Annotated in this window: 25 protein-coding genes and 1 pseudogene; 14 read left to right on the forward strand and 12 right to left on the reverse strand. The window is 42.7% G+C overall.

Translation table 11 applies throughout. From position 1 onward, the window contains the following. The first annotated feature begins 41 nt into the window (after positions 1–41). The 5 genes and pseudogenes from H6F41_RS00835 (at position 42) to H6F41_RS00855 (ending at position 4,211) form a co-directional block, all read left to right on the forward strand. On the forward strand, positions 42–1,973 hold the full coding sequence (locus tag H6F41_RS00835; protein ID WP_190401568.1) for an ATP-binding protein: 1,932 nt from the start codon (positions 42–44) through the stop codon (positions 1,971–1,973). A 30-nt stretch (positions 1,974–2,003) separates the two neighbouring features. Continuing rightward, positions 2,004–3,386 carry a DUF1802 family protein gene (locus H6F41_RS00840; RefSeq protein ID WP_190401569.1) on the forward strand — a complete coding sequence of 461 codons (1,383 nt, stop codon included), beginning with the start codon at positions 2,004–2,006 and terminating at the stop codon, positions 3,384–3,386. Positions 3,387–3,447: 61 nt separating this feature from the next. Next, the gene (locus tag H6F41_RS00845) at positions 3,448–3,696 is read left to right on the forward strand and encodes a type II toxin-antitoxin system Phd/YefM family antitoxin (protein WP_190401570.1); all 249 of its coding nucleotides are present in this window, start codon (positions 3,448–3,450) and stop codon (positions 3,694–3,696) included. Beyond that, positions 3,677–3,941: pseudogene (locus tag H6F41_RS00850) on the forward strand (Txe/YoeB family addiction module toxin). The gene H6F41_RS00845 and the pseudogene H6F41_RS00850 overlap by 20 nt, the downstream one beginning before the upstream one ends. 39 nt (positions 3,942–3,980) lie before the next feature. Continuing rightward, entirely contained in the window at positions 3,981–4,211 is a 231-nt protein-coding gene (locus H6F41_RS00855; RefSeq protein ID WP_190401571.1) for a YgiT-type zinc finger protein, read from the forward strand. Between the two features lie 169 nt (positions 4,212–4,380). On the opposite strand, the gene H6F41_RS00860 is transcribed toward H6F41_RS00855, so the two are convergent. Both H6F41_RS00860 and H6F41_RS00865 read right to left on the reverse strand, forming a co-directional pair. After that, positions 4,381–4,575: a DUF2283 domain-containing protein gene (locus H6F41_RS00860; protein ID WP_190401572.1), complete on the reverse strand. Its 195-nt coding sequence runs from the start codon at positions 4,573–4,575 to the stop codon at positions 4,381–4,383. Then, positions 4,562–4,822 (reverse strand): DUF4258 domain-containing protein, encoded by a 261-nt coding sequence (locus H6F41_RS00865; RefSeq protein WP_190401573.1) that lies wholly within the window; start codon positions 4,820–4,822, stop codon positions 4,562–4,564. Before H6F41_RS00865 ends, H6F41_RS00860 begins: the two co-directional genes overlap by 14 nt. Positions 4,823–5,139: 317 nt before the next feature. On the opposite strand from H6F41_RS00865, the gene H6F41_RS00870 reads away from it, so the two are divergent. Further along, a complete protein-coding gene (locus H6F41_RS00870; protein ID WP_242022861.1) occupies positions 5,140–6,147 on the forward strand; it encodes a bifunctional riboflavin kinase/FAD synthetase in 1,008 nt (335 codons plus the stop codon). Between the two features lie 70 nt (positions 6,148–6,217). Here the strand turns inward: H6F41_RS00870 and H6F41_RS00875 are convergent, their stop codons facing one another. Both H6F41_RS00875 and H6F41_RS00880 read right to left on the reverse strand, forming a co-directional pair. Further along, the gene (locus H6F41_RS00875) at positions 6,218–6,793 is read right to left on the reverse strand and encodes a GNAT family N-acetyltransferase (protein ID WP_190401574.1); all 576 of its coding nucleotides are present in this window, start codon (positions 6,791–6,793) and stop codon (positions 6,218–6,220) included. Between the two features lie 41 nt (positions 6,794–6,834). After that, positions 6,835–8,172: an after-VIT domain-containing protein gene (locus tag H6F41_RS00880; protein ID WP_190401575.1), complete on the reverse strand. Its 1,338-nt coding sequence runs from the start codon at positions 8,170–8,172 to the stop codon at positions 6,835–6,837. Between the two features lie 127 nt (positions 8,173–8,299). On the opposite strand from H6F41_RS00880, the gene trpB reads away from it, so the two are divergent. From trpB to H6F41_RS00900, 4 genes are all read left to right on the forward strand, one after another. Then, positions 8,300–9,538: a tryptophan synthase subunit beta gene (gene trpB, locus H6F41_RS00885; RefSeq protein ID WP_190401576.1), complete on the forward strand. Its 1,239-nt coding sequence runs from the start codon at positions 8,300–8,302 to the stop codon at positions 9,536–9,538. Positions 9,539–9,764: 226 nt separating this feature from the next. Continuing rightward, complete coding sequence (gene remA / locus H6F41_RS00890) at positions 9,765–10,025, forward strand: extracellular matrix/biofilm regulator RemA (protein ID WP_190401577.1); 261 nt, start codon at positions 9,765–9,767, stop codon at positions 10,023–10,025. A gap of 105 nt (positions 10,026–10,130) precedes the next feature. Next, on the forward strand, positions 10,131–10,697 hold the full coding sequence (gene gmk / locus H6F41_RS00895) for a guanylate kinase (protein WP_199288602.1): 567 nt from the start codon (positions 10,131–10,133) through the stop codon (positions 10,695–10,697). Between the two features lies 1 nt (position 10,698). After that, positions 10,699–12,066 carry a D-alanyl-D-alanine carboxypeptidase gene (locus H6F41_RS00900; protein ID WP_242022870.1) on the forward strand — a complete coding sequence of 456 codons (1,368 nt, stop codon included), beginning with the start codon at positions 10,699–10,701 and terminating at the stop codon, positions 12,064–12,066. 106 nt (positions 12,067–12,172) lie between these two features. On the opposite strand, the gene H6F41_RS00905 is transcribed toward H6F41_RS00900, so the two are convergent. Continuing rightward, on the reverse strand, positions 12,173–12,778 hold the full coding sequence (locus H6F41_RS00905; protein WP_190401578.1) for a GNAT family N-acetyltransferase: 606 nt from the start codon (positions 12,776–12,778) through the stop codon (positions 12,173–12,175). Between the two features lie 102 nt (positions 12,779–12,880). Between H6F41_RS00905 and H6F41_RS00910 the strand changes: the two genes are divergently transcribed. After that, positions 12,881–13,285 (forward strand): MAPEG family protein, encoded by a 405-nt coding sequence (locus H6F41_RS00910; RefSeq protein ID WP_190401579.1) that lies wholly within the window; start codon positions 12,881–12,883, stop codon positions 13,283–13,285. A 40-nt stretch (positions 13,286–13,325) separates the two neighbouring features. Here H6F41_RS00910 and H6F41_RS00915 read toward each other — a convergent pair whose 3' ends face one another. The 4 genes from H6F41_RS00915 to H6F41_RS00930 form a co-directional block, all read right to left on the reverse strand. After that, a complete protein-coding gene (locus H6F41_RS00915; RefSeq protein ID WP_190401580.1) occupies positions 13,326–14,855 on the reverse strand; it encodes a phosphomannomutase/phosphoglucomutase in 1,530 nt (509 codons plus the stop codon). Positions 14,856–15,049: 194 nt separating this feature from the next. Then, entirely contained in the window at positions 15,050–16,894 is a 1,845-nt protein-coding gene (locus tag H6F41_RS00920; RefSeq protein WP_190401581.1) for an ABC transporter ATP-binding protein, read from the reverse strand. Between the two features lie 41 nt (positions 16,895–16,935). Further along, complete coding sequence (locus H6F41_RS00925) at positions 16,936–17,196, reverse strand: Txe/YoeB family addiction module toxin (RefSeq protein WP_190401582.1); 261 nt, start codon at positions 17,194–17,196, stop codon at positions 16,936–16,938. Then, a complete protein-coding gene (locus tag H6F41_RS00930) occupies positions 17,196–17,414 on the reverse strand; it encodes a hypothetical protein (protein WP_190401583.1) in 219 nt (72 codons plus the stop codon). The genes H6F41_RS00925 and H6F41_RS00930 overlap by 1 nt, the downstream gene beginning before the upstream one ends. A gap of 120 nt (positions 17,415–17,534) precedes the next feature. Between H6F41_RS00930 and H6F41_RS00935 the strand changes: the two genes are divergently transcribed. The 3 genes from H6F41_RS00935 to H6F41_RS00945 all read left to right on the forward strand — a co-directional run bounded on the left by H6F41_RS00935 (position 17,535) and on the right by H6F41_RS00945 (position 21,376). Further along, positions 17,535–19,793, forward strand: coding sequence for a transglycosylase domain-containing protein (locus tag H6F41_RS00935; RefSeq protein WP_190401584.1), 2,259 nt, complete (start codon positions 17,535–17,537; stop codon positions 19,791–19,793). Positions 19,794–19,973: 180 nt separating this feature from the next. Beyond that, a complete protein-coding gene (locus H6F41_RS00940; protein WP_190401585.1) occupies positions 19,974–20,249 on the forward strand; it encodes an HU family DNA-binding protein in 276 nt (91 codons plus the stop codon). A 194-nt stretch (positions 20,250–20,443) separates the two neighbouring features. Then, positions 20,444–21,376, forward strand: coding sequence for a glycosyltransferase family 2 protein (locus tag H6F41_RS00945; RefSeq protein ID WP_190401713.1), 933 nt, complete (start codon positions 20,444–20,446; stop codon positions 21,374–21,376). Here the strand turns inward: H6F41_RS00945 and H6F41_RS00950 are convergent, their stop codons facing one another. The 3 genes from H6F41_RS00950 to H6F41_RS00960 form a co-directional block, all read right to left on the reverse strand. Next, positions 21,377–22,039 (reverse strand): response regulator transcription factor, encoded by a 663-nt coding sequence (locus H6F41_RS00950; protein ID WP_190401586.1) that lies wholly within the window; start codon positions 22,037–22,039, stop codon positions 21,377–21,379. 32 nt (positions 22,040–22,071) lie between these two features. Next, on the reverse strand, positions 22,072–23,160 hold the full coding sequence (locus H6F41_RS00955; RefSeq protein WP_190401587.1) for a sensor histidine kinase: 1,089 nt from the start codon (positions 23,158–23,160) through the stop codon (positions 22,072–22,074). Positions 23,161–23,227: 67 nt separating this feature from the next. Continuing rightward, positions 23,228–23,665 carry a DUF6036 family nucleotidyltransferase gene (locus H6F41_RS00960; protein ID WP_190401588.1) on the reverse strand — a complete coding sequence of 146 codons (438 nt, stop codon included), beginning with the start codon at positions 23,663–23,665 and terminating at the stop codon, positions 23,228–23,230. Between the last annotated feature and the right edge of the window lie 113 nt (positions 23,666–23,778).

The raw sequence follows: 23,778 nt of genomic DNA on the forward strand, positions 1-23,778 counted from the left end.
GCTAATGTAGCCAAATAAAAAATAATTTAAAGAGGTTTGTAATGTCTACAGCGTCATCTCTTGAGGAACTTAATGCGCTCATCAAGAAAAATAATCCATTCGACGTACCACCAATCATCACAGGGCAAGATATTTGGAATGGTAGTTTTCCCGATCTGACGACTTTAAATGCCCATGCTTCGGATGCCGTATTTGAGACAATTGAGCAAGTTCGTTCTGGTAAGCCTAAAGTAACATCTCTTGCCTTTAGTGCTGAAATTGGCGTTGGTAAAAGTCATTTAATTAGACGAATTCGCCGAGGATTACAAGCAGAAAACAAAGCTTTTTTTGTTTACGCTAACAAGTATGGTGATTTAAACCTGATTCATTATCAATTTCGCCAGATTCTAGCAGACAGTTTTAAGCAGTCTAATGGTCATGGCGTTACCCAATGGCAGGAATTAGCGGCGGCAATGGTTAACCAAGTTGTTGCTCAACAGAATACAGCATTGGATCTGGTCAAGAGGGTTCCTCAAGCACTGGGAAGAAATCATGATCTGATTGATAGACTTACCAATGCAATTCTCAACGTAAAGCCAAAAGTAAGCGATCCTGACATTGTTAGAGCAATTCTATGGACATTGGGAAGTTCTGCCCACGCACCTTTTGCGATTAGATGGCTTGCAGGTAAAGAGTTGGCTGACGCAAAAGCAAAAGAATTAGGACTACCCAACTCAACCAAGGAAATTAAACTCCTAGAAGCAGATGCGCTAAGTGCTTCTTTACAAATTATTAGTCTTGCTTCGGACTACAATCCTATTATGGTCTGTTTTGATGAGCTAGAAGGGTTAGAAGTCAATGAGTCTGGCTATTTTAAGTCGCAAGTTGTCGGAGGATTAGTCAAAGATTTGTTTGATGCTATCGAACAGTCTGATGTAACGAAAGGAGTAGTTATTTTATCTGTAATACCTCCTGCTGTTTTGCGAGACCTGTTTAAGGGAGCGTCTTTAATTGGAATAAGCGATAGGCTATCTTCAAAATATAAAGAACCTATTGAACTAAAGTATGCGGATGGTGAAACTGTTGTTAGGATTGTTGCTCTCTGGCTTCAGGATTTTTATCAGTCTCATAACCTTGTCCCTCCAACTCCTGTATTTCCTTTTGAAGAAGAGAAATTAAGATCTTTGGGCAATGAAAGACCAACCATCAGACAACTATTAAAATGGTGTCGTGACAATTTTGTTATATCTGATGTAGTTATTGACCCTCAAGAGGTATTACAGAAAGCCTATGAGCGTGAAAAATCTATTCTTGAAAATGACAAAGAGAAAGACTGGCTGGATGACAGTGATCTGATCGCTAAGGCAATCTATCTAAGTCTAACAACACTAAAGGGACAGACAGTTGAAAATGTTCTGATTACAGATGTTGAAGATAAAGTTAGACCACTAGCTGAAAACAAAGGCGCTCTGCAATTTAGAATTATTGCTGTTGAAGATGGAGTAGAACAACGGATCGGTGTAGGCGTAGTCCAGCAAACTCATGGCGGTACTGTATGGGCGAAACTGTGGCGCTTGGTTTCGTATGAAACTTTTAACCTAACAAGAGGTTGTTTGATTCGTTCACCAGAGCGACAATTCAAGAAGAAATGGGAAGCACTTACTTATTTAGGCTGGTTAGTTAATGATATGGGAGGAGAATATGTTCATTTGAAAAATGAGGAAATTGAACCACTTTTAGCTATTCTGTTTGTCTATGATAAATATGAGACTTATGGAGTCAATCAAACTGATGTTTTAGAGTACATTACAAACTCTGGAATTGCCTTTAATAATCCATTGATTAGAGAGATTTTGAGCGATCCATCTAGTGTAATTACTGCCGAAGACATTGAATCTGACTCCCCAGAAGACAAGCCAAAAATCGAAGAAAGTCCTGTATTTTTAGATATTACTGATGATAGCAGTATTGATCTAGAGAGTTTTCTAAGATGATCAAATATATTTCTATTGTAGGAAATTAGCATGGTATCTATTAATAACGCTCTAAGATTACCACAGAAAAACTTAGAGCTACTGGTGAATGGTAAATCTATCAACTGCTTATCTAAGACGTTTGTTGTAACTAATCGTTGTTTTGCACTCTATCCAGATATACAATCTCAAGAATTAGATTTTATAGATATTGATTACTGGGCAGAGTGTACAGATTGCAAAGCTATTGGTGAAGATTTCTCAATACCAAGATTGTCAAATTTAATAGGTATATCAATAGAAGAAATTACCGAAATTTTCCAGAAGCGCAAAAATATTTTCCTGACATCATTGCGAACTTATAAATTACCTAATTCATTACAAGTTGTATATCAATCCACAGGTAATTTTATACCTTTGTCAGAAATAGTTAATATCAATGAACTGTTTTCTGTGATTAGTGATCATGATTTTAATAAACTTATAAATGAGACAAAAGAGCTAGAGCTAACTATTGTGCCAGAGTTTACTTTAGAAAGTGAAGACACAATCATTGATCAAAATGAAATTTTTTTGCAACTCAAAGAAGAATTTCTAAATAATAATGATGAAGATAAAACAAAAGAGACAAAAAAAACTTGGCTCAATATCAAAGATCTAAGCTGGATAGAAGATATCTCTAAGTATGGCGATCGCAGTATTGAGACGGATACAGGTAGAAATAACTGGCAAGCAGGTACAGATTTTGAAAATATCGCAAAACAAAGCTTAGAATTTCTAGGTTTTACAATTGATGAGGCTCACAAAGGAGGCGCAGGGGGATTAGATTTATTTTGTTCAAAGCCTTATCCATTAACAGGAGAATGCAAAGCAGGGAAAAGTGTTCCTAGTCGCACAACTGAAGAATTACTTAAGCTTGGAGGTATGAGATTAGGTAGAGAAAGATTTTTAGAATCTAAGAAACTAATTGTTGGTGCTGGTAAAGTCAGCAAAGATGTAATTACAGCCGCTCACGAATGGAAAGTAAGCATTATCAAAGCTATGACATTACAAAAACTCGTTGAACTCAAAGCTAAATATGATGGTGCGATCAATCTATTTGAACTCAAAGATTATTTGCAAGCAGGGCAAATTGACGACAAGATTGATGAGTATATCCAGAAAGTTGAAGGCAAAATTAAAATACGATCTCGGATTGTTCAAACAGTTAAGGAACTTCAAGATGCAGACTCTGAATATCCTAGCCCAATCGAAATTCGGACTCATTACAACGCTAGAAAACAAGGTGCTAACGTTAGTCTTGATTCCACTAAAGAAATTTTAATCGAGCTTTCTTCGCCATTGGCGGGATATTTGGGAAGAGATAAGGGTGCTGGCGGAAATTGCGATCGCTTTTACTACTTACGAGATTTACCATGTGATACACAAGACTAAAATTTCATGTAAATCCAAGCATTTTCCGTTATAATGCAAATACTATGGATAGGTGAAGCCAATGGTAACAGCAATTAAGCAAATAGGAACTGTGGGCAAAGATGGCAAAATTGAACTTTATACTCCAGAGTTAATAGAAGGTACAAAAGTTGAGGTGATTTTATTGGTTGATCATCAAGACGAAACGGAGTATTTGCTCTCCAATGCTGCTAATGCCAAAAGATTATTAGAAGCGATCGCCAATGTAGAAAAGGGTGAAGGATTGGTAACGTTCTCGGCTGAAGAATGGCATGAGAAATATAGTATTTGAGCCGCAAGCGTTTCAGGATTTTAATAACTGGGCAAAGGAAGATAAGAAAGTTTACGGCAAAATTGTTGGCTTGATTGATGACATCTTACGCAATCCTTTTAGTGGTATTGGTAAACCTGAGCCGCTTAAATATGAGTTAAAGGGATGTTGGTCAAGGAGAATTACTGATGAGCATCGCTTGGTTTATAGGATTAATGAAGATGCTCTGACAATTATTTAGTTGTAAATTCCATTATGAAAGGTAGATCCTAATCAATGGATTCAATTTACAGGGAGAAAATAAAATGAATAAATATCATGTATGCGGCTCAAATGAAATTCACAACGAACTGATTGATGAAATTTTCTATATTTCAGGCAAACCCGTTTTAGTCGAGCATATTCCCACAAAAGTTTGCAGTCAATGCGGAGAACAAACCTTTAGCCGCCAAACAACAGAACAAATTCGCCTAATGCTTCACAGCCAAGCAAAACCAGTTAGAGCGATCGCTATTGACGTTTTCTCATTAGCCTAAGATATTTGGGAAGAGTTAAGGGTAATGGAGGAAATTGCGATCGCTTTTACTACTTGTGAGACTTACTGATCTGAGTTGTTAATCTGGTGATTGAATAGACAATCGCTGTTTATGGGATGGATAGGCGATTGCCGTTTGTTTTTCTCACAATTAATCTCCAACACAATCATTAAGCAGCTAACATAGCAGCTACAGAATCCTTAGACATAAAGCGACGAAAATCCAGAATTTCAACTAGAACCAGCTTATCGTCTGGTGAATAATGCAAAATCACTTGACCATCTTCTTCTGCATAGGCGATCGCATCATTAGAGATTTCAATCAAGAGCGCATCAACATCTTTGCTATAGCTAATCTTTTTCATATCTAGATCTCCTACCAGGATAAAGGGTGATAATTAAAATGAATGAGCCAAAATCTCGATAAACAACTCGAAGCACTAAACTTGGGTCTAGAGTTTGTTGCGCTATCAGTTTATCTTCTTCTCCAGTTTCTAATTTATCTGGCGATCGCACTGTTTCAGTAACAAAATCGAGATCGATAATTACGCCACGACTTGCTAAAACATTTATTTTTAATCGAGCGTGTTCGCTAAATCGAATTTCTTTCATAAACTGTTGATAGCATGATTTTATTTTAACCACACTAGCTAGGCGATCGCTGGGGCACTGGTCAGCTAATCGAGGATAAGCGCTGAAATGCCCATTTCATTCCGACAAAAAAGGCGCAAATACGTTGATCACACTTTAACTGTCCAGTGCCGACATTCATAAAAAAACGAATAAATGGTGTCTGGGCGATCGTCCTCTATTTTCTCCAATAATTATTCACCACTACCCATCACACTCACATTGCAAAACTTCTGAACAGTTTGTCTGACGCTACGGTAGCTTTGCGCCACCACAAAAAGTAACTGCAATTACATTGCATGACTACAATTTTTTGGTTCTATTGTGTCAAAATGTTAAGCGTGAGAGTAATTTTTGACCCAACCCAAATTTCTCGTCCTACTGCGATCGCCCTCGGAAACTTTGATGGCGTACATGTAGGACATCGCCATGTGATCGCGCCGATTTTGCCTCAATCTCTAGGCGATCGCAATCCAAGGCTAACGAGTACCGTTGTTTCCTTTTCGCCCCATCCCCAAGAATTTTTTAGCGGTAAATTGCGATCGCTACTTGCCCCCTTCGATGAAAAAGTGGCTTTATTAGAATCTCTTGGTGTCGAGCAATTAGTGTTGCTGCCCTTCGATGCAGAGCTTGCGAAGCTAAGTGCCGCCGATTTTATGCAAAAAATACTGATTGACTCCATGCAAGTCCAGTTAATCAGTGTTGGTTTTGATTTTCATTTTGGGCGAAAAAGACAAGGCAATGTTAACGATCTAAAAAATATTTGGGGCGAGCGGCTCACAGTTATTCCTGAACAAAAAATGAATGTGGGTATTACCGATCAAGCACCTGTCAGGATTAGTAGTTCTAACATTCGCACAGCACTAGCCCAAGGCGAAATTGACCTAGCCAATGCCCTGTTGGGTCGTCCATACAATTTGGTTGGTAAGGTCATCCGCGGTAAGCAACTGGGGCGCACGATTGGATTCCCCACTGCAAATCTAGAACTGCCACCTCAAAAATGCTTACCCCGTGATGGAGTCTATGCTGTCCAAGTACAGGTTAACCAAGGCAATGCCTCAGCACCAGCTTTCGGGGTGATGAATATTGGTCTGCGACCAACAGTAGATGGTACTCAGCGTTCTGTAGAAGTACATTTGTTTAACTGGCAAGGAGACTTGTATGGTCAAGAACTAAGCGTCAACCTAGTTCAATTTATTCGTCCTGAGCAGAAATTTGACTCACTTGATTTTCTCAAAGCCCAGATTCAGAAGGATTGCCAGACAGCACTAAGATATTTAGTTGCGGAACCAACCCTCATTTGTTAGATATTTAAGACGAGTGACTGAACTTCGTGCCGCCACTCGTCTTCTCTTATAGTTATATTTGCTAGCCAAATCAGGTGCGTTTCCGTAGCTTTGGGCGGTTACGCTCAGCCTTATCGCGTTCGTAATTGATTAGTCTGCCGTAATATTCATGCTTGGCTAAATTGAGCGATAAAAATACATGTTCTCTAGCATTGCCAAACCCTTTACGGTTAAAGAAATTAATTGCTGGAGTATTCGCAGGATCAGTATCAACAAGCATCAAGCGAACATTGTCTTCAATCATCCGCTCAATGATTTTATCAACAAGGCGATCAGCAATGCCTCGGCGCTGAAAGTTGGGGCTAACACCTAGCCAAGTGATGTAACCATATTTCCATGAAGCTTTGTTGATGATTGTGCCAAGGACAAAACCCGCTAACTGATCATCAATTTCTGCGACTAAGCAATATTCTGAATCGGTGTTATACATACCGATCACCTCCCACTCATCCCATGTGCGGTATAGATAGGGGTATAGGTCACTCGTAAATAATTGTTCACCTAAGTGAAAAATTGGTGCAATATCGTCAATATTCATTTCACGAATATTGACACTGCTAGACTCGATACGCTCGGAATCGCCTTCCTGATTAGGTAAATTATTCATGATTGAGAATTTATTTTCCCATTTTAAAACATATATTTCATCTATGAAAACTGTAAGACTAGGCGAATTTTGCCTGTAACTGCTTGAGGTGAACGCCATTGCTGTAATAACTTTTCTAACTTTGCGATCGCAGTTTTATCTTCTAGCGTAGTCACTTGGCGATCAATTTCAATCTGACTAATTCGATCATTGGTCGCCACCAAATCAAGGGCAACCACTCCTGCGATCGTCGTAAAGCGTTGTTCTTGGAGATATTTAACTAAGGCTGTATTGACTTCATTGGGCAATGCCGACTGGATTTGTAAAACTTTGATATTTGTGGTGAGTGCTACCTGATTATTTGGTGCATTACCACTAGCCCCAAGGGTTGAGGGACTTGCCATTCTCGAAGATGGATTAATGGCGGCAGGAGCAGATGGCGCAGATTCTAGGGCAATCGTTCTATCCATTTGGAGTTTGTCATTAGCGATAGTTCCTACAATGCTCGATGATGGACTCGGCTTTGTGGCACTGGTTGCAACCGAAGGCAAAGCTGACGAGTCCGCCGTAGATTCACGTCCTCGACTCAAATCAGGAGTAGCTAACGCAACTTGATTGTTTTGAGCCGCATTATTTTTAGCATCCAGATCTTGGGTCGCTGATGGTGATTGCTCAAGTCGATAGGGAGTCGGTGCTGCTGGAGTAGCTGGAGTAATCGGTGCGATCGCAAAATTAGGCTGTGCCGCGCTGGGAGATACTTCTTGTCTTCCTGTTTTAATTTCTGCCTTCGGGGCAGATTTTGACTCAGATTTTGCAGCTATGTTGGGTTCTAAAACTGCAACTGGAGGAATTGACTCAAGGGGTTGCCCAAGGGGTTGCTCCGAGGCGGCAGGAGTCACCGCCATTTGCCAACTGGGTTGCTCACGGGAGACTAGCCGAATTGCGCCAATGCTCAAACCAATAATTGCGATCGCACCTGCCACAACCTTGAGCCAATTAGGACTGAGGCGGCGCACCTCTAGCACCAGACTAGGCAAAATCACAAACTCATTGGCGCAAAGCTCTAGACTTTCGTATAAATCAAATAGTTGTAGCGTTGAAAGTCTGAGTTTGGGCAGTTTGGGGATATTAATATCATGATTGAGACTCACCAACTCATCTTGAGCTAGCCAGCGATCGCAGTAAGCAGTAATCGCCTCAATCAAGTTCAAAATTTGTTGCTGGTTGCCCTTAATGACCTTGCGACCATGGGCTAATTGCAATCGAAAATGCAGATTTTGCGCCACCACCTGCGATTGCCAATCGGACAAAGGCGAGCGCTCAGTCCAGACCTCTAGCAAGCAAGTTGGTAACTCATAGCGACGACTCAAAGTATTTGATTGTGAAAATGAGTTACCCATAGCGCTTAACTGGTTTAGGGACACTGAAAGGTGGAAAACGATCAATGATCGGAAAACCCTTCATTTTGTTATCCTAGCAAGAAGACAACAAGTATTGCCAACTAGGCTCCAACCAAGACTCACCGCAATGACCACAACGCCAATCGCTCCCCAACCCACTGCCCCAAATACTGCATCAACCAGCAATCGTCCCGATGCCCTCGGACGTTTCGGGATCTTTGGTGGCAAATATGTCCCCGAAACCCTAATGAGTGCTCTCACTGAGCTAGAAACGGCTTTTTATCATTACAAAAATGATCCCGACTTTAATCGCGAACTCGATGGATATTTACGCGATTATGTCGGCAGACCTAGCCCACTCTATTTTGCTGAAAGACTAACGCAGCACTACGGCACTGCTCAAATTTATCTCAAACGTGAAGATCTGAATCACACTGGCGCACATAAAATCAACAATGCCCTCGCTCAAGTTCTCCTTGCCATCCGCATGGGAAAAAAGCGCGTAATTGCGGAAACAGGCGCAGGACAGCATGGTGTCGCCACCGCCACAGTTTGCGCCCGATTCGGCTTGCAATGTGTGATCTACATGGGTGTGCAGGATATGGAGCGGCAATCCCTCAATGTATTCCGCATGAAATTAATGGGAGCAGAAGTCCGTCCCGTTGAAGCTGGCACTGGCACTCTCAAGGATGCCACTTCCGAAGCAATTCGTGACTGGGTAACCAATGTTGTCGATACCCATTACATTCTTGGATCTGTGGCTGGCCCCCATCCCTACCCAATGATTGTGCGTGACTTCCATGCTGTGATCGGCAAAGAGAGCCGTCGTCAAAGTCAAGAAAAGTGGGGCGGACTACCCGATATTTTGTTGGCTTGTGTTGGTGGTGGCTCCAATGCGATGGGGCTATTTCATGAATTTGTGGATGAACCAACCGTGCGTTTGATTGGTGTCGAAGCCGCAGGTAAAGGCACAAATACCGAATTCCACGCCGCAACCCTGACCCTTGGACGTGTTGGCGTACTCCATGGTGCAATGAGCTATCTATTGCAAGACAACCAAGGACAAGTCCAAGAAGCCCACTCGATCAGCGCTGGCCTCGATTATCCTGGTGTTGGCCCTGAGCATAGCTATCTCAAGGATCTTGGTCGTGCTGAATATTACAGCGTGACTGACCAAGAGGCTCTAGATGCATTCCAACGTCTATCTCGCTTGGAAGGAATTATTCCTGCATTAGAAACATCCCATGCGATCGCCTATCTCGAAACGCTCTGTCCACAGCTCACTCCCGATCAACGCATTATCATTAACTGCTCTGGTCGTGGCGATAAAGATGTGAACACAGTCATCCAATATCTAAATCTCTAGACATCCAAAAGAAAAGGGACACAGAGCGTCCCTTTTCTTTTGCTTATACCAGTCTAAACAAGTGCAAAAATCTGCGCCAACTGCGTATTGAACAGCACAAACTTCGATAGAAAAAGTGTTACGTGACGAAATATATCGCAAATAGTTGGAGATTCCGCATTAATGAGATAATGCTTGAAAAAATGAAGCTACATCACCTCTAAGTCGATTCTAGATCGATAAAATTATGGATATTAAGCTCATCAACATTGGCTTTGGCAATATTGTTTCCGCAAACCGAGTTGTGGCAATTGTTAGCCCCGAATCTGCACCAATCAAGCGCATCATTAGCGATGCCCGCGAACATGGCAAGTTAGTAGATGCCACTTATGGCAGACGTACCAGAGCTGTAATTGTCACCGATTCTAGTCATGTAGTTTTATCGGCAATCCAACCTGAGACTGTTGCGAATCGTTTTGTGATCAGTAAAGAAGGTGCTGCTGACTAACCACCTGACTAACCAGATTTTTAAAATCCTTGCTTTACAAGGATTTTAAAATATAATTTGAATCCTAAGTAAAGCGCTATCAATTTCACAGGAATTTACAAAACGTTGAGTGAAGGTCAATCAGAAGGCAGATTAATCGTTGTCACTGGCCCCAGCGGAGTTGGCAAAGGAACTCTCCTCCAAAAACTACTAGAACGCTATCCCGATCGCATTCTCTTTTCAATCTCGGCAACCACCCGATTGCCGCGTACTGGAGAAGAGCATGGTCGGGAATATTTTTTTTGGAGCCGTGCCGAATTTGAGCAGAAACGCGATGATGGCGAGTTTCTAGAATGGGCAGAATATGCTGGGAATCTTTACGGTACACCACGACAGGCGATTGATCAGGCAATTGCTCTAGGGCGAATTGTCCTTTTAGAAATTGAACTGGCAGGGGCGCGACAAGTGGCGCAATCATTTCCCAGTGCCAAGCGAATTTTTATTGCCCCACCTTCGATGCTTGTGTTAGAGAGTCGACTTCGAGATCGCAGTACCGACAGTGATGAACAAATTGTCAAACGATTGCATCATGCCGAATTGGAAATAGCCGCCGCCTCTGAGTTTGACATTACGATCGTTAATGATGATCTAGAGATTGCCTTGCAACAACTGGAAAGCGCCATGTTTGACTAGAATGATTGTGCTTGAAGGCATATTTATTGCTAGTTTATTTTTAGTTGTGAGTTTGTGTATGACAACATGGAGTTTTGTGGGCGCTCTGTTGCTATCGGTTTCGACTCAGGTACTCGATGGGCGCGAGGTGGGGGCAGTTCCCCGTGCGGTGATGAGCTATGCAAATCGCCCTGTTTTTGCAGCAGATGTCACCCAAGCCAACCCTGTCGCCAAACAAGCAATTGAGGCAATGCTCGCCGATCTCCAGAAAGCAGGGCTAACTAATCCCAATCAGGGGGTATGGATTCAGTCCAATGATGGGACTATCGCCGCAGGTCGTCTATCCGATCGAGCCTTACCATCTGCCTCGCTCACAAAAAATGCGACGACACTTGCCTCTCTGCAAACATGGGGTTCAAATCATCGCTTTATTACCAAAATCAGGACAACGGGTAAATTGACGGGGGACACTCTCGCAGGGGATTTGATTATTGAAGGTGGTGGCGACCCCTTATTTGTTTGGGAAGAAGCGATCGCCCTCGGTAATAAACTCAATCAGCTAGGCATTAAGCGCGTTAGCGGGAATCTCATCGTCACTGGTAACTTTGCGATGAACTTTGAAACTGATTTACAGAAATCTGCGGATCTATTGCGTGTTGCCCTTGATAGTAGCCAATGGGAAGGCGAAGTGAGTCAACAATATGCTGCCATGCCCATAGGAACACCCAAGCCACAGGTAATGATTTCGGGTGATACGAGAATAGTCCGTAACCTCGCGATCGCCAATGATTCTACTAGTAAATTAGTGATTCAGCATTCCTCATTACCGCTGTGGCAATTGCTCAAACGAATGAATACGTTTAGTAATAATGCGATGTCTGAGATGCTTGCGGCTCAATTGGGCGGAGGAAGACAGGTGGCACAAATCGCCGCTAGTGCTACGGGTATGCCCATTTCAGAAATTCAATTAATTAATGGCTCAGGCTTGGGTCAAGCTAATCAAATTTCCCCTCGTGCGAGTGTGGCGATTTTGATGGAAATCCATAATCGCGCTCAATTGGAAGGGCTGACCCTTGCCGATTTATATCCCCTTGGCAATTGTGACTGTGGCACGATTGAGGGTCGCAAAATTACGAAAGGTGCAATTGTGAAAACGGGGACGCTCTCGGATGTGAGTGCGTTGTCAGGTATTGTCCAAACCCAAGAGCATGGAGCAATTTGGTTTGCGATCGTCAATCGTGGTGAGGGGGATATTGATGCTTTTCACCGATCGCAAGAGCGCGTATTACAAGTTCTTGTAAATAAATGGGGATTGCCTAAGTCATTTAATCCGCTCTTTGCCGAAACTCCTTGGCAAGATCGCGATCGCAATGAGGTTGTTGTTAATTAATATAGCTACAGCCAGTTAAGTTAGGATAAAACCAAAACCTAAAAGAGAGGTGCGGCGTGAAGCGCCGCACCTCTCTTTTAGGTTTTGCTGAACAGCTATATGGCGATCAATAGCCACTATCTGCCACACAAATACCTTGGCACTTGATGCCATTGCTAGCAGTCCGCAGACAATGGGGGCAAAGGATTTCTTCCTGTGCTTCAGATTTATTCTCAGTTTTGAGATTCATTGCCATATTGGTGAGGGCCTCACCCATAACTCGGCAGATACGCCAATCGCGAAGCACTTCTGCACCCATGCGTCTATAAAATGCGATCGCAGGTTCATTCCAATCTAAAACTGACCACTCAAATCGTCCATATTGGCGATCTATGGCAATTTGAGCTAGTTTCGCAATCAAGGCTTTGCCGATCCCCATGCCGCGATATTCCGACAAGACAAACAGATCTTCTAAATAAATGCCACGGCGGGTTAAGAATGTGGAATAGCTCGTAAAAAACAAGGCAAATCCGACAACCTGAGAGGATTCTACTTCTGCAACAATCGCTTCAATGCAAGGCTGATCGCCAAATAAATCGACTTGTAAAGCCTCAATGCTACCTGTGAGCTGATCTGACAGTTTTTCGTAATCGGCAAGTGACTCAATTAGGGAAAATATAGCAGGGACATCGCTAATGGTGGCAGGATGAATCGTAAATTGGAGTGAGGTCATGGGTTGTAAAGATCGCAAAGCAGTGCTTTCAGAAAACATTAGCATGTAGGATTAAAGTTAACAAAAATTAACTTTATTAAGTCAATCTTAATTTAATCAACGATGAATTTACCTATTCCGCCTTCACAGGTACTGCTCTATGGAATTGCGATCGCAGCAGGGCTGATTTATTTGCCCTATGCGGTAGTTGCCTATGCAAGAGTAAGCATTGGCATCGATATGAGTGCGCCTAGAGCGATGTTTGATCGCTTACCCGACTATGCCAAACGTGCCACATGGGCGCATCAAAACTCCTTTGAAGTCTTTGCCCTATTTGCGGCAGCAGCACTCACGGCTTATGTGACCAATGTTGCTTCTGACAAAACCTCTCTTTATGTGTTGGCATTTTTAGCCGCAAGGTTTTTATTTAGTTTGTTTTATATTCTCGATTTGCCTTGGTTGCGATCGCCGATGTGGGTGGTCAGTATGGTATGTATTGCTAGCCTCTTTTCCTCGAGTCTTTTATAAAAAAGAAGCGGCACATTGTGCCGCTTCTTTTTTATTTCTTTTATTTCTGGAATGTAGAAAGATCTAAGCCATCAATGGGTTGCAAGAAAGTGAATAACCGATTCGCAATCTTATCAACGCCACCTTGAATATTTGATTCAATATTTAAAGGCATCACAGGATCATGTAATGAGAGCCTCAGTAGAAACCAACCATTCTCATCGTCAGAAGTGCAGGAAACGCGGATACCCTCATAGTTATTGGGGACAATTTGCCAGTCAGTTTGAGTATTGGCAAAGGTTTGCAAATCTTTAATCACACTCTCGCCTAAAGTTTTAAAATCTTCCACTAGCATCTTGATCCGAAACTCTTCACTCTCCATCGGTTCTTGCAAATTAATGATTAAATCCGTGAGCGATTTTCCTGCCAGTTTTGACTTCGCTAATTCAATCAAGAGTTTACTTACCAAATAAGCACCATCATCAAGGAAATGATTTTCCTTCATTGCGCCATGTCCTGAAGTCTCGATCGCTAACCAAGACTCTTGCCCTGAATGGTTCAGTCGAATTGACTCGTTAATCACATTCTTGTAACCACGCTTGAAGCGATGATGTACACCTTGCAAATCCTCGGCAATGAATTTGGCTAATCCATCGGAAGTGATGGAATCAGTGACAATAGTTGATTTGGGATGCTCTTTGAGAACAATTGCAGAAATAAGAGCAATTAGTCGATTACGATTTAGCTCTTTACCGTATTGATCAACTGCTGCACTGCGGTCAACATCGGTATCAAAAATAATTCCAAAATCCGCTTGATGTTTAATTACGGCTTCACAAATGGAAGCCATCGCTACTTTGTCTTCAGGATTGGGAACATGATTGGGAAACGTACCATCGGGTTCAAGAAATTGACTGCCTGTGATATCTGCACCCAGAGGCTCTAAGACTTTATTAGCATAGAATCCGCCAGCACCATTACCTGCATCAACGATAATTTTTAAGCCCTTTAATGGTTGTGCATAATCTTCAGGATGGTTGACGGCAACACGAATCTTATCCACAAATTGCTGAGCATAGATCGAGATAAAATCATGCTCAGTGATATTTCCTTGAGCATCGGCGATCGCAAATTCATTTTTTTCAGCAAGATTGAGAATATCCGTAATATCTTTTTTCTCTAGCCCACCCTGCGCGGTAAAAAACTTTAAGCCATTGCGATTAAAGGGTAAATGACTGGCGGTGAGCATAATCGCACCATCGCAGTTAAAGCCATCGGTAATCGTACTCATAAACATGGCAGGTGTGGATGCGATCGCAAAATCATACACGCGAGTACCAAGGGAATTAATCCCTGTCATTACTGCTTTCATTAGTTCGGAGCCTGATAGCCGACTATCCCGACCCACAGAGATTAATAGTTCGCTGGTGGGTTTATTTAATTGCTGAGATAGCCAAGTGGTAAAGGCTTGACCTAAAATTTTGGCAACGATGGGTGTGAGGTTAACCTCTTCATTGGGAACACCTGCGATCGCCACACCACGAATATCTGAGCCATTTTGCAGCTTTTTCCAATTAAAATCTTGAGTCATTGTTTTTTAATACAGCAGTTTCTTAGTAGCTCAGCATAGTTAAAAACTAAAAACCAATTTTGTTTGGGCTGCCCGCGTAGCGGGCAGCCCAAATCTCTAGGTTTTAGTGTTACTTATGCTGAATTACTTAAAACATAGTAAGAGCAATTCATTGATCCCCATTGACTCCACATCAAGTTTTTATGATTTGGAGATTAACGATAACCTGCTGCTTGCAGCGAAAAAAGATGGGCATAGCGTCCATCTGCTGCCAATAACTGTTCATGACTGCCCTGCTCGATAATTCGACCATTTGCCATCACCACAATTTTATCTGCCATGCGGACTGTGGAAAAACGATGGGAAATTAACACTACCATCTGATCCTTAGTGAGCGAACGGAAATGATTGAAGATGTTCATCTCTGCTTCGGCATCCATCGCCGCAGTTGGTTCATCGAGAACGAGAATGTCCGCTTGCGATCGCATAAAGGCTCGTGACAGCGCAATCTTTTGCCATTGACCGCCCGAAAGCTCTTGACCACCCTTAAACCATCTTCCTAACTGTGTCCCAAATTTGAGGGGCATATTTTCGATAAAGGGTTTTGCCATGCCTTTTTCCGATGCAACGTCCCATTCTTGAGCATCATTGAGGCGTTCCACATCACCGACTCCGACATTCTCTCCGACGGTGAATTGATACTGCACAAAGTTCTGAAAAATTACTCCAATTCTGCGACGTAATGTATCCAGATCCCAATCGTTTAAATCAATGCCATCTAAGAGAATGCGACCGCTACTAGGCGTATAGAGACGAGTTAACAGCTTAATTAATGTAGTCTTACCAGAACCATTCTCGCCCACAATTGCCAGTTTTTCGCCATGTTTGAGATGCAGAGAAATATCTTTTAACACTGGTTCTTGGCTGTCGGGATAGCAAAAGGAAACATTCTCAAATCTAATTCCCTCTAGGGCAATTCCTTGAATCATCCTGCCCTGAGATTGGGGAATTGGCTGTTCTAAGAATTCGTAGAGATTGGCTAAATAGAGGTTGTCTTCATACATGCCACCAATGGAAGTTAATGCGGCGGAAAAAGTGGCTTGCCCTTGGCGGAACACGACTAGATACATGGTCATTTCCCCAAGACTAATACGCCCTGCGATCGCCTCCATCACAATCCAAGCATAGGCTGCGTAAAATGCGCCCGTACTCAATAATCCCAATAAATAGCCCCAAAATCCCTTTTGGATGGTGAGGTTGCGATCTTCATCGTAGAGCCGATCAAATATATTTCGATAGCGCTCTAAAAGCATTTCTCCCAATTGATAAAGTTGGACTTCCTTGGCATAGTCTTCTCTTGCCAGTAATGTTTCTAGATAATGCTGTTGGCGGGTTTCAGGCGAGCGCCAGCGAAACAATCGAAACGCATGTTCTGAAAATCGAGTTTCGGCAATAAAGGAAGGAATCGCGGCTAATACCAACACAATTACCGCCCAAATTGAGAAGTTCCATAATAAACCACTAAAGGTAATCAGGGTTAGGGCAGATTGTCCTAAGCCAAAGGTGCGGCTAATCAGGGCAAGGGGACGACTAGAGGCTTGCGATCGCGCCTGTGTCATCTTGTCATAAAATTCGGAGTCCTCAAAGTGGGCAAGGTCGAGGGTGAGCGCTTTTTCTAAAATTAAGACATTAACGCGCTGTCCTAATAAAACCCGCAGCAACGATTGACAGACGGTTAAGCCCTTTTGCGAAGCCGCTAATCCCATAATTAAAACTGCTTCGATCGCTACATAGCTCAGTGCTGAATTGCGATCGCTAATTAAGCTACTATTCGCCGCTAAGACGACGCTATCGACGATCAATTTGCCCACATAGGCGATCGCCGCAGGTAACAACCCATTTACCAATGTAAAAATTGCGATCGCAATGGTTAATGCTCGGCTAGTAGTCCAGACTAGACCTAATGCCTTGATGCCATAGCGAAATATCGATAGGGATTTACGGAACGACTTTTTAAGGGATTTATTGCCCTTTAATTCACTTTTTTTCTTGCTAGCCATATTGCCATTTTATGACATCGCTAGATGCAAGTCGGCTATCACTATTCATAATGACACCACATTCGATAGATTTTGATCAATTTTTCTGATTCAAATACTTCGTAAACTACCCGATGTTGTTTATTGATACGGCGACTGATTAACCCTTTCATATCTCCTTTCAATAACTCATAGTCTGGTGGGTACTTTAATGGATTTTCTTCAATTATTTTGATAAGTTGCAGGATTTTTGCTTTGAGTCCACTGGAAGCAAGCTTTTTAGCATCTTTTTGAGCTTGCGTCATGAAAATTACTTTGTACATTACCAATCTAGATTATCTATGGTTATACCTTGTTCAATGGGTTCAGCACGGGCGGCTTTGATACTTTGAACCATTCCCTCAATTCCCCTCAAATACTCGTCATCACTGGCATAATCAGATTGGTCTAAAATTTTAATCTCATCTCTCGAGAATCTGTCAAGCAACCATAGAAATTTGTCGCTAACGCTATCATCAATTTGTAAGGTGATTGTTCGCATAAGTTAACCCCTTATTTTCTGTATAAATTACTTTTACATTGAGATTTATACTTTTCCATCCTATCATCTTTGTCTTGACTACTGGAAACCACGCTCTCCAAAAATACGTCTTAGCCATCTATGAAATCGTCAAAACCACCACAACCGCAATCGCAGCCCAAGCCGCCTAAATCCAAGTTGATGACCCAGCTCAATCAACTGACGCAGGTGGTTAATGGCGTATTAAAGATCAACCCCAAAGAGCGAGTTCCCAAGCTAGAAGTACGTCGATCGCAAAAAGATAAACCCGAAATTTATGACCTCGTTGGCGATCGCTATGTGCTAGGACGCAATACAGGTAAATGCGATATTGTCGTGCAGACACCACTCGTTAGCCAAATTCATGCCCAACTAGTTCGCGATCGCACTCAGAAAAAAGCACAATTTATTCTCCAAGACCAAGACTCCACCAACGGTATTTATCGTGATAAACAACGCTTAAAATCCGTGCCAATGCGTCACAAAATGAAAATTACGCTTGGCCCCCCCGAACTCGCCGAAGCGGCAAGTATTCGTTATATTGATCCGCCACCTTGGTACGTTCGCTATGTGCAGTATGCAGGCATAGGCGTAGGGTCGATCGTAGGCTTATTTGTATTGGCAATCGGCTACGAACTCAGTCGCGTGCCGTCACTCAAACCCTTGCCCGTCACTCAACAAGGCCCCGTAGAAGTGTTTGCAGGAGATGGAATCAAGCGCCTTGATCCCACAGATATCGCCAATCACACCGAATACTCAACCCTCGCTGAGTTTGGGCAATTTATTCCCAAAGCAGTTATTGCATCTGAAGATACTTCCTTTTATTGGAATATTGGCGTTGACCCTGTGGGTGTCGCCAGAGCCTTAGTTACCAACGTCAGTAGTCGGGGAACAAGACTAGAAGGGGCTAGCACAATTACGCAGCAGTTATCGCGCAACTTGTTGGGTAAAACCTATGTGGGTACAGATGACTCGGCGGGACGCAAATGGCGCGAAGCCGCCGCCGCCATTAAGCTCACTTTTACCTACAACAAAGATGAGATCATGCGCCTGTATCTCAATCGAGCCTATACAGGATACGGGGTATATGGATTTAAAGATGCCGCCAAACTCTATTTTAATAAAGAAGCCTCAGAATTAACACTCTCTGAAGCTGCAACTCTGGTTGGGTTACTGCCCTCTCCTGAAACGATTAATCCCTTTAGAAATAAAAATTTAGCGATCGAATATCGCGATCGCATTCTCAACCGCATGGCAGAGTTGGGCATGATCACCGACAAGGATGCAGAACGGGCAAGGCGATCGGTCTTAATTCTCAACGAAGCGGCGAAAACTAACCTCCAAGGCTCAGTTGCCCCCTATTACTACAGCTATGTCTTTGAGGAGTTACAGGAAATTCTTGGTGATAACTTTGCGCGAGAGGGAAATCTAATCGTCGAGACCAATCTCGATCTAGCCATGCAACAAGCCTCAGACAAAGCTTTACGCGACGCGGTAGATCGTGATGGTGGCAGCTTTGGATTTAGCCAAGGTGCGATTGTCACTGTCAACTCCAGCGATGGTGCATTGTTATCGATGACTGGTGGCGTTGATTACAAGGCGAGCCAATTTAACCGTGCTTCCCAAGCATTACGTCAACCAGGTTCCACCTTTAAGCTATTTAGCTATGCCTCGGCTCTAGAGCAAGGTATATCTCCCAATACTGCCTTTTCCTGTAGCCCTCTATCGGGAATTGTGGGTTGCCGTGGTGGTGGTGGCGCAGTCAATATGTATCGGGGCTTTGCCCTATCTGAAAACGTTGTAGCCGTAAGAGTTGCCGAAAGTGCAGGGCTAAATAATGTGATCAAGACTGCTAAGAACTTGGGGATCACCGCCAATCTTGATCCTTCGAGCAATATGGTATTGGGGGGCAATGAGGTAAAGATCCTCGAAATGGCAGGAGCCTATGCCACCGTCGTTAATGAGGGGAAGTATATTAAACCCCACGCCATCCGCCGCATCCTTGACAGTGCCGATTGTCAAAATCCGAAAGATCGTAAAACCTGTCGGGTTATTTTCGATGCCAATGCTTTTATCCAGCCCCGTCAGGTCATTGATGCAGGGGTGGCAAATACGATGGTCGAGTTAATGCGTGGTGTCGTCCAAAATGGCACAGGCAGTTCAGCCGCGATTCCTCAAGCAGCGGCGATCGGCAAGACAGGAACTACCGATGAAGGACGGGACCTTTGGTTTATTGGTGCAGTGCCAAGTCGCAATTTGGTGACAGCCGTCTGGCTGGGTAATGATGAGGGAGTGACTAATGGCTCAAGTGCAGTTGCGGCAAAGGTTTGGGGCGAGTATATGAGTAGGGCTGTGCGTTAATCAAAGTCGATCGCAATAGAGTAAATACCTATTGATTGCTTTGCTCTGAGCCACAAATTTCAAAAGTTTTGTCAAAAGCGCTTGACGGCTGCCATAGGTGCTGTAGTATTGATTCCGTCTAAATGACTGCAATCTCTAAAAAATCAAGTCTTAATCTCAAGCCACATAGGAGCTACATCTGTGAATAAAGGTGAATTAGTAGATGCGATCGCCGAAAAGGTAAATGTATCTAAGAAAAATATTGAAGTGATCGTTACTGCTGCCCTCGAATCAATTGTTGATGCTGTAGCTGAAGATGATCGCGTTACTTTAGTTGGTTTCGGTTCTTTCGAGGCGCGTGAACGCAAAGAGCGTGAAGGTCGTAACCCTCGCACTGGCGAAAAAATGGTCATTGCTGCTACTCGCGTTCCTGCATTTTCAGCTGGTAAGCAATTCAAAGAAAAAGTTGTTGAATAATTTATTCTTACAACATCAAAAAGGGACGATTAGCGTCCCTTTTTTGGTGATTTTATCCAAAACCAAAAATAGAGTTGCGACGCTTCACGTTGCAACTCTATTTTTGGTTTTGGGTTTGTCATAACATAACTGGCTACAGCTATAATTCAAAAGATAGCGGGCGGCAAAGTATTTAGGAGAAGATTGTGTCGGAAATGTTGTGGTCTGTGGTTGTGCCAACCTATAACCGTCTTCCTATTTTGCAAAAGTGTCTAGCAGCATTAGAAAAGCAAACCATAACTGAACCCTACGAAATTCTGGTCATTGATGATGGTTCATCGGATGGTACAGTGGAATTTTTGCGGTCTAACTGCGATCGCTATCCCCATTTGCGCTTATTGACTCAAGACCATGCCGCTGCCGCCACTGCTCGCAATTATGGCATCGACTCTGCGATCGGTAAATATATTGCCTTTGTTGATAGTGACATTACGGTTAATCCTGAATATCTTCAAGCTCATACTGCAGCTCTTGCCCAAGGCGAAAAAGTTTATAGTTACGGACGCATTATCGATACTAGTAACCTTGAAGCTCCCGATTCTGAGCCTGTATCGGCTGTGCCATATTTTACGGCGGCTCTATTTGATACCTGCAATTTAGCGATCGCACGTAAATGGCTAATAGAAGCAGGAAAATTTGATACGGGCTTCTTTCAGTATGGTTGGGAAGACTTTGAGCTAGGGATGCGCGTCAAAAAGTTAGGACTCAAGCGGGTGACCTGTGCAGGTGCGATCGCATTTCATTACCATGCACCGTTCTCCATCGATAAAATGCCACGCTTGCTAGATCTTGAAGAACAACGCGGCAGGATGAGCATTATCTTTTATCAGAAGCATCCCACATGGGAAGTGAAGTTAATGATTCAAAAAACTTGGTTGCATTTAGCTCTATGGGGAATTTTGACTCTTGGCGGCACGCTCAATGATCGCACTCTCAAGCCCTTGTTAACATGGCTATGCGATCAAGGCAAGTCCGAAGTCGCCATGGAAATATTCCGTATTTACATGAACTGGTACACCGTAATCTGGATGTATCGTAATTGGGATAAAGAAAGTAAGTTGCTTTTTAATAATGCTAGTGCGCGGTAATTAGCAGCCATTATTGAAATAAATTGAGATCGCTTGTTTGCGATCGCTTACTCCTAACTTATGCAAAATTGCATGAATATGCACCCTTACTGTCCCTGACGAAATATAAAGGATCTCCGCGATTTCTTGATTGGTCTTGTATTCAGACATTAAAACGAGAATCTCTTTTTCTCTTCGCGTCAAAGTATCAATTTTTGCTCCAGATGAATCATCTAAAGTAAGTTCAGAAGATTGATTTTGAAAAGTATGCTGGATTTCAGCGGTAGCAGTAGCATCCCACCAAGAAGCCCCAGCAATCACCGATCGCATTGCCAGAATTAACGTCTCGGCAGCAACTCCCTTAAGACAGTAACCCTGTGCGCCTGCGGTGACTAAACGGGAAATAAGCGATCGCTCATTACGTGAAGTGAGTACTAAAATTGGTAAGTTCGGATGATTGATCTTGATTTGGCGACAAGTTTCTAGTCCACCCAACCCTGGTAAACCAATATCAAGAAGCACGAGATCAAAGGGCTGCTGTTTAGCAAGATCGATCGCTGTTTCTCCATCATTTGCTTCTGCTAAAACTGCAATTTTAGTTTCCTGTTGCAAGCGCACCTGTAGACCGAGGCGAAAGAGTTCGTCGTCTTCAACTAAAAGGATTTTGAGGTGATCTAAGGTCATTTTTTTAGAATAAACTTCGGTGTGGCGGTCGTTTAGGTAATGTTATGGGATGAATAGGGCAAAGCTGGCAGACGAAATCCAAAGATTGCGCCATTGGGAATACGATTTTCTGCCCAAATTGTACCGCCATGGGCTTCAATAATCTGGCGAGTTAGGTACAAGCCTAGCCCAGAACCAGTAGCTAAGCGATCGCTCTGCCCTTGATAGAATCGCTCAAATAAGTGCGGCTGCTCGTCAGGCTTAAGCCCTGCACCAACATCAATTACTTGGACAATCTGGTGCGAAGATTGGGTTTCTAGCACTAATTCTACTTTTGCACCTCGCGGAGAATGATTAATTGCATTGGTCAGTAAATTTGTAAAAACTCGCCGCAATTGGAAGGCATCACCATTCACCCACAGGAATTTGCGAAAGTCTGATTCTCCATAATGTAGGTTCAAATAAACGCGACGACTGGTAGAGAGACTCAAAAGTGAAGTTGCCACATCTTCCGCTAGAATGGCTAAATTAATTGGTTCTAATTGTAATTGTAAGCCTTCTATTTCATAGCGATAGACATCAAGGAGAGTTTCCACTAGTTGCAAACTATTCTGATGACTACGGATCATCATGTTCACCACAGTTTTTTGTTTAGCATCAATAGTTCCAAATTGTTCACGATCAAAAGCTTGGAGAGTTTCGATCGCACCAAGTAAGGGAGTTTTTAAATCATGAGCTAATGTAGAGGCAAAGTCTTCGCGCACATTCATGATTTTCTCTTGCGCTTGAAGTTTGGCTTGTTGCTGCACTAAAATTTGCTGTGTTTGTCGATTGCGATCGCAGAGGATCGCGGTCACGACTAGAGCTAAGATAGTCACCAAGCGATTGACAATCATGGAAACCTGAATTGTCTGATGATAAGGAATCCAGATATTGATGAGCGTCAACACCACCGATGCAAGTGTGAACAGAAAGGTACTAGGACGGCTCAATTGGGAATTAGCGATCAGAATCGGACTGATGTAGAGATAACCCATCACATAGTCTGGCGGTGTAGAGAATTCTAAAACAATCACCGCCCAAATCAATCCTACAATCATCCAAAATGTAGGCGATCGCCAAGGTGATGCTTGTTTAGCCATGTATGTCGAATTTCCCACAACCATTTGCCTTTCTCAAAAATTAATTAAATAGCGCTCATTTACTCCTCTAGCGAAGATTCTCCAAGTCTGCTAGATCTTGAAGTCTGCCAGATGCTAATTTATTCTTTTTAAGGTTATCAAGATCGATGAATTTAACGGCTATATCGTCAAGCATTACTTCTATTTTAGATGCGTAACAGATTTGGAAGTCAATGCCATCTGGACTGGTGATTAAGTCAATTCGGTTAGGAGGATAACCGAGTTGAATAATTTGATGTGGTTCTTGAAAGTCTTGGGCAGTCAGTCCTAAGCTACCAAAGCCAAATTCTGCTAAAGCAGTAATTATTTTTTGTGAGTTCTCTTCGCTGATTTCTATCCAAATATCGATGTCTTTGGTATATCGTGGATGTCCATGTACGGCAACGGCATAGCCGCCGATGACTAAATAATTAACTTGGTTGTCGTTTAATAATTGTATAAATTCTTTGAAATCTTGGTTGAGCATTGTATTTGTACTGATGGTATTCTTGGCGAATTTGTTCAAGGGTTTCTAGTCGCTTTTGGGGCGTTTGTTGCTGCCAATATTGAAAATCACTATTTTGTTGTTTGATATTAGTT

This window comes from Pseudanabaena mucicola FACHB-723, from assembly GCF_014696385.1.
Taxonomy (GTDB): Bacteria; Cyanobacteriota; Cyanobacteriia; order Pseudanabaenales; family Pseudanabaenaceae; genus Pseudanabaena.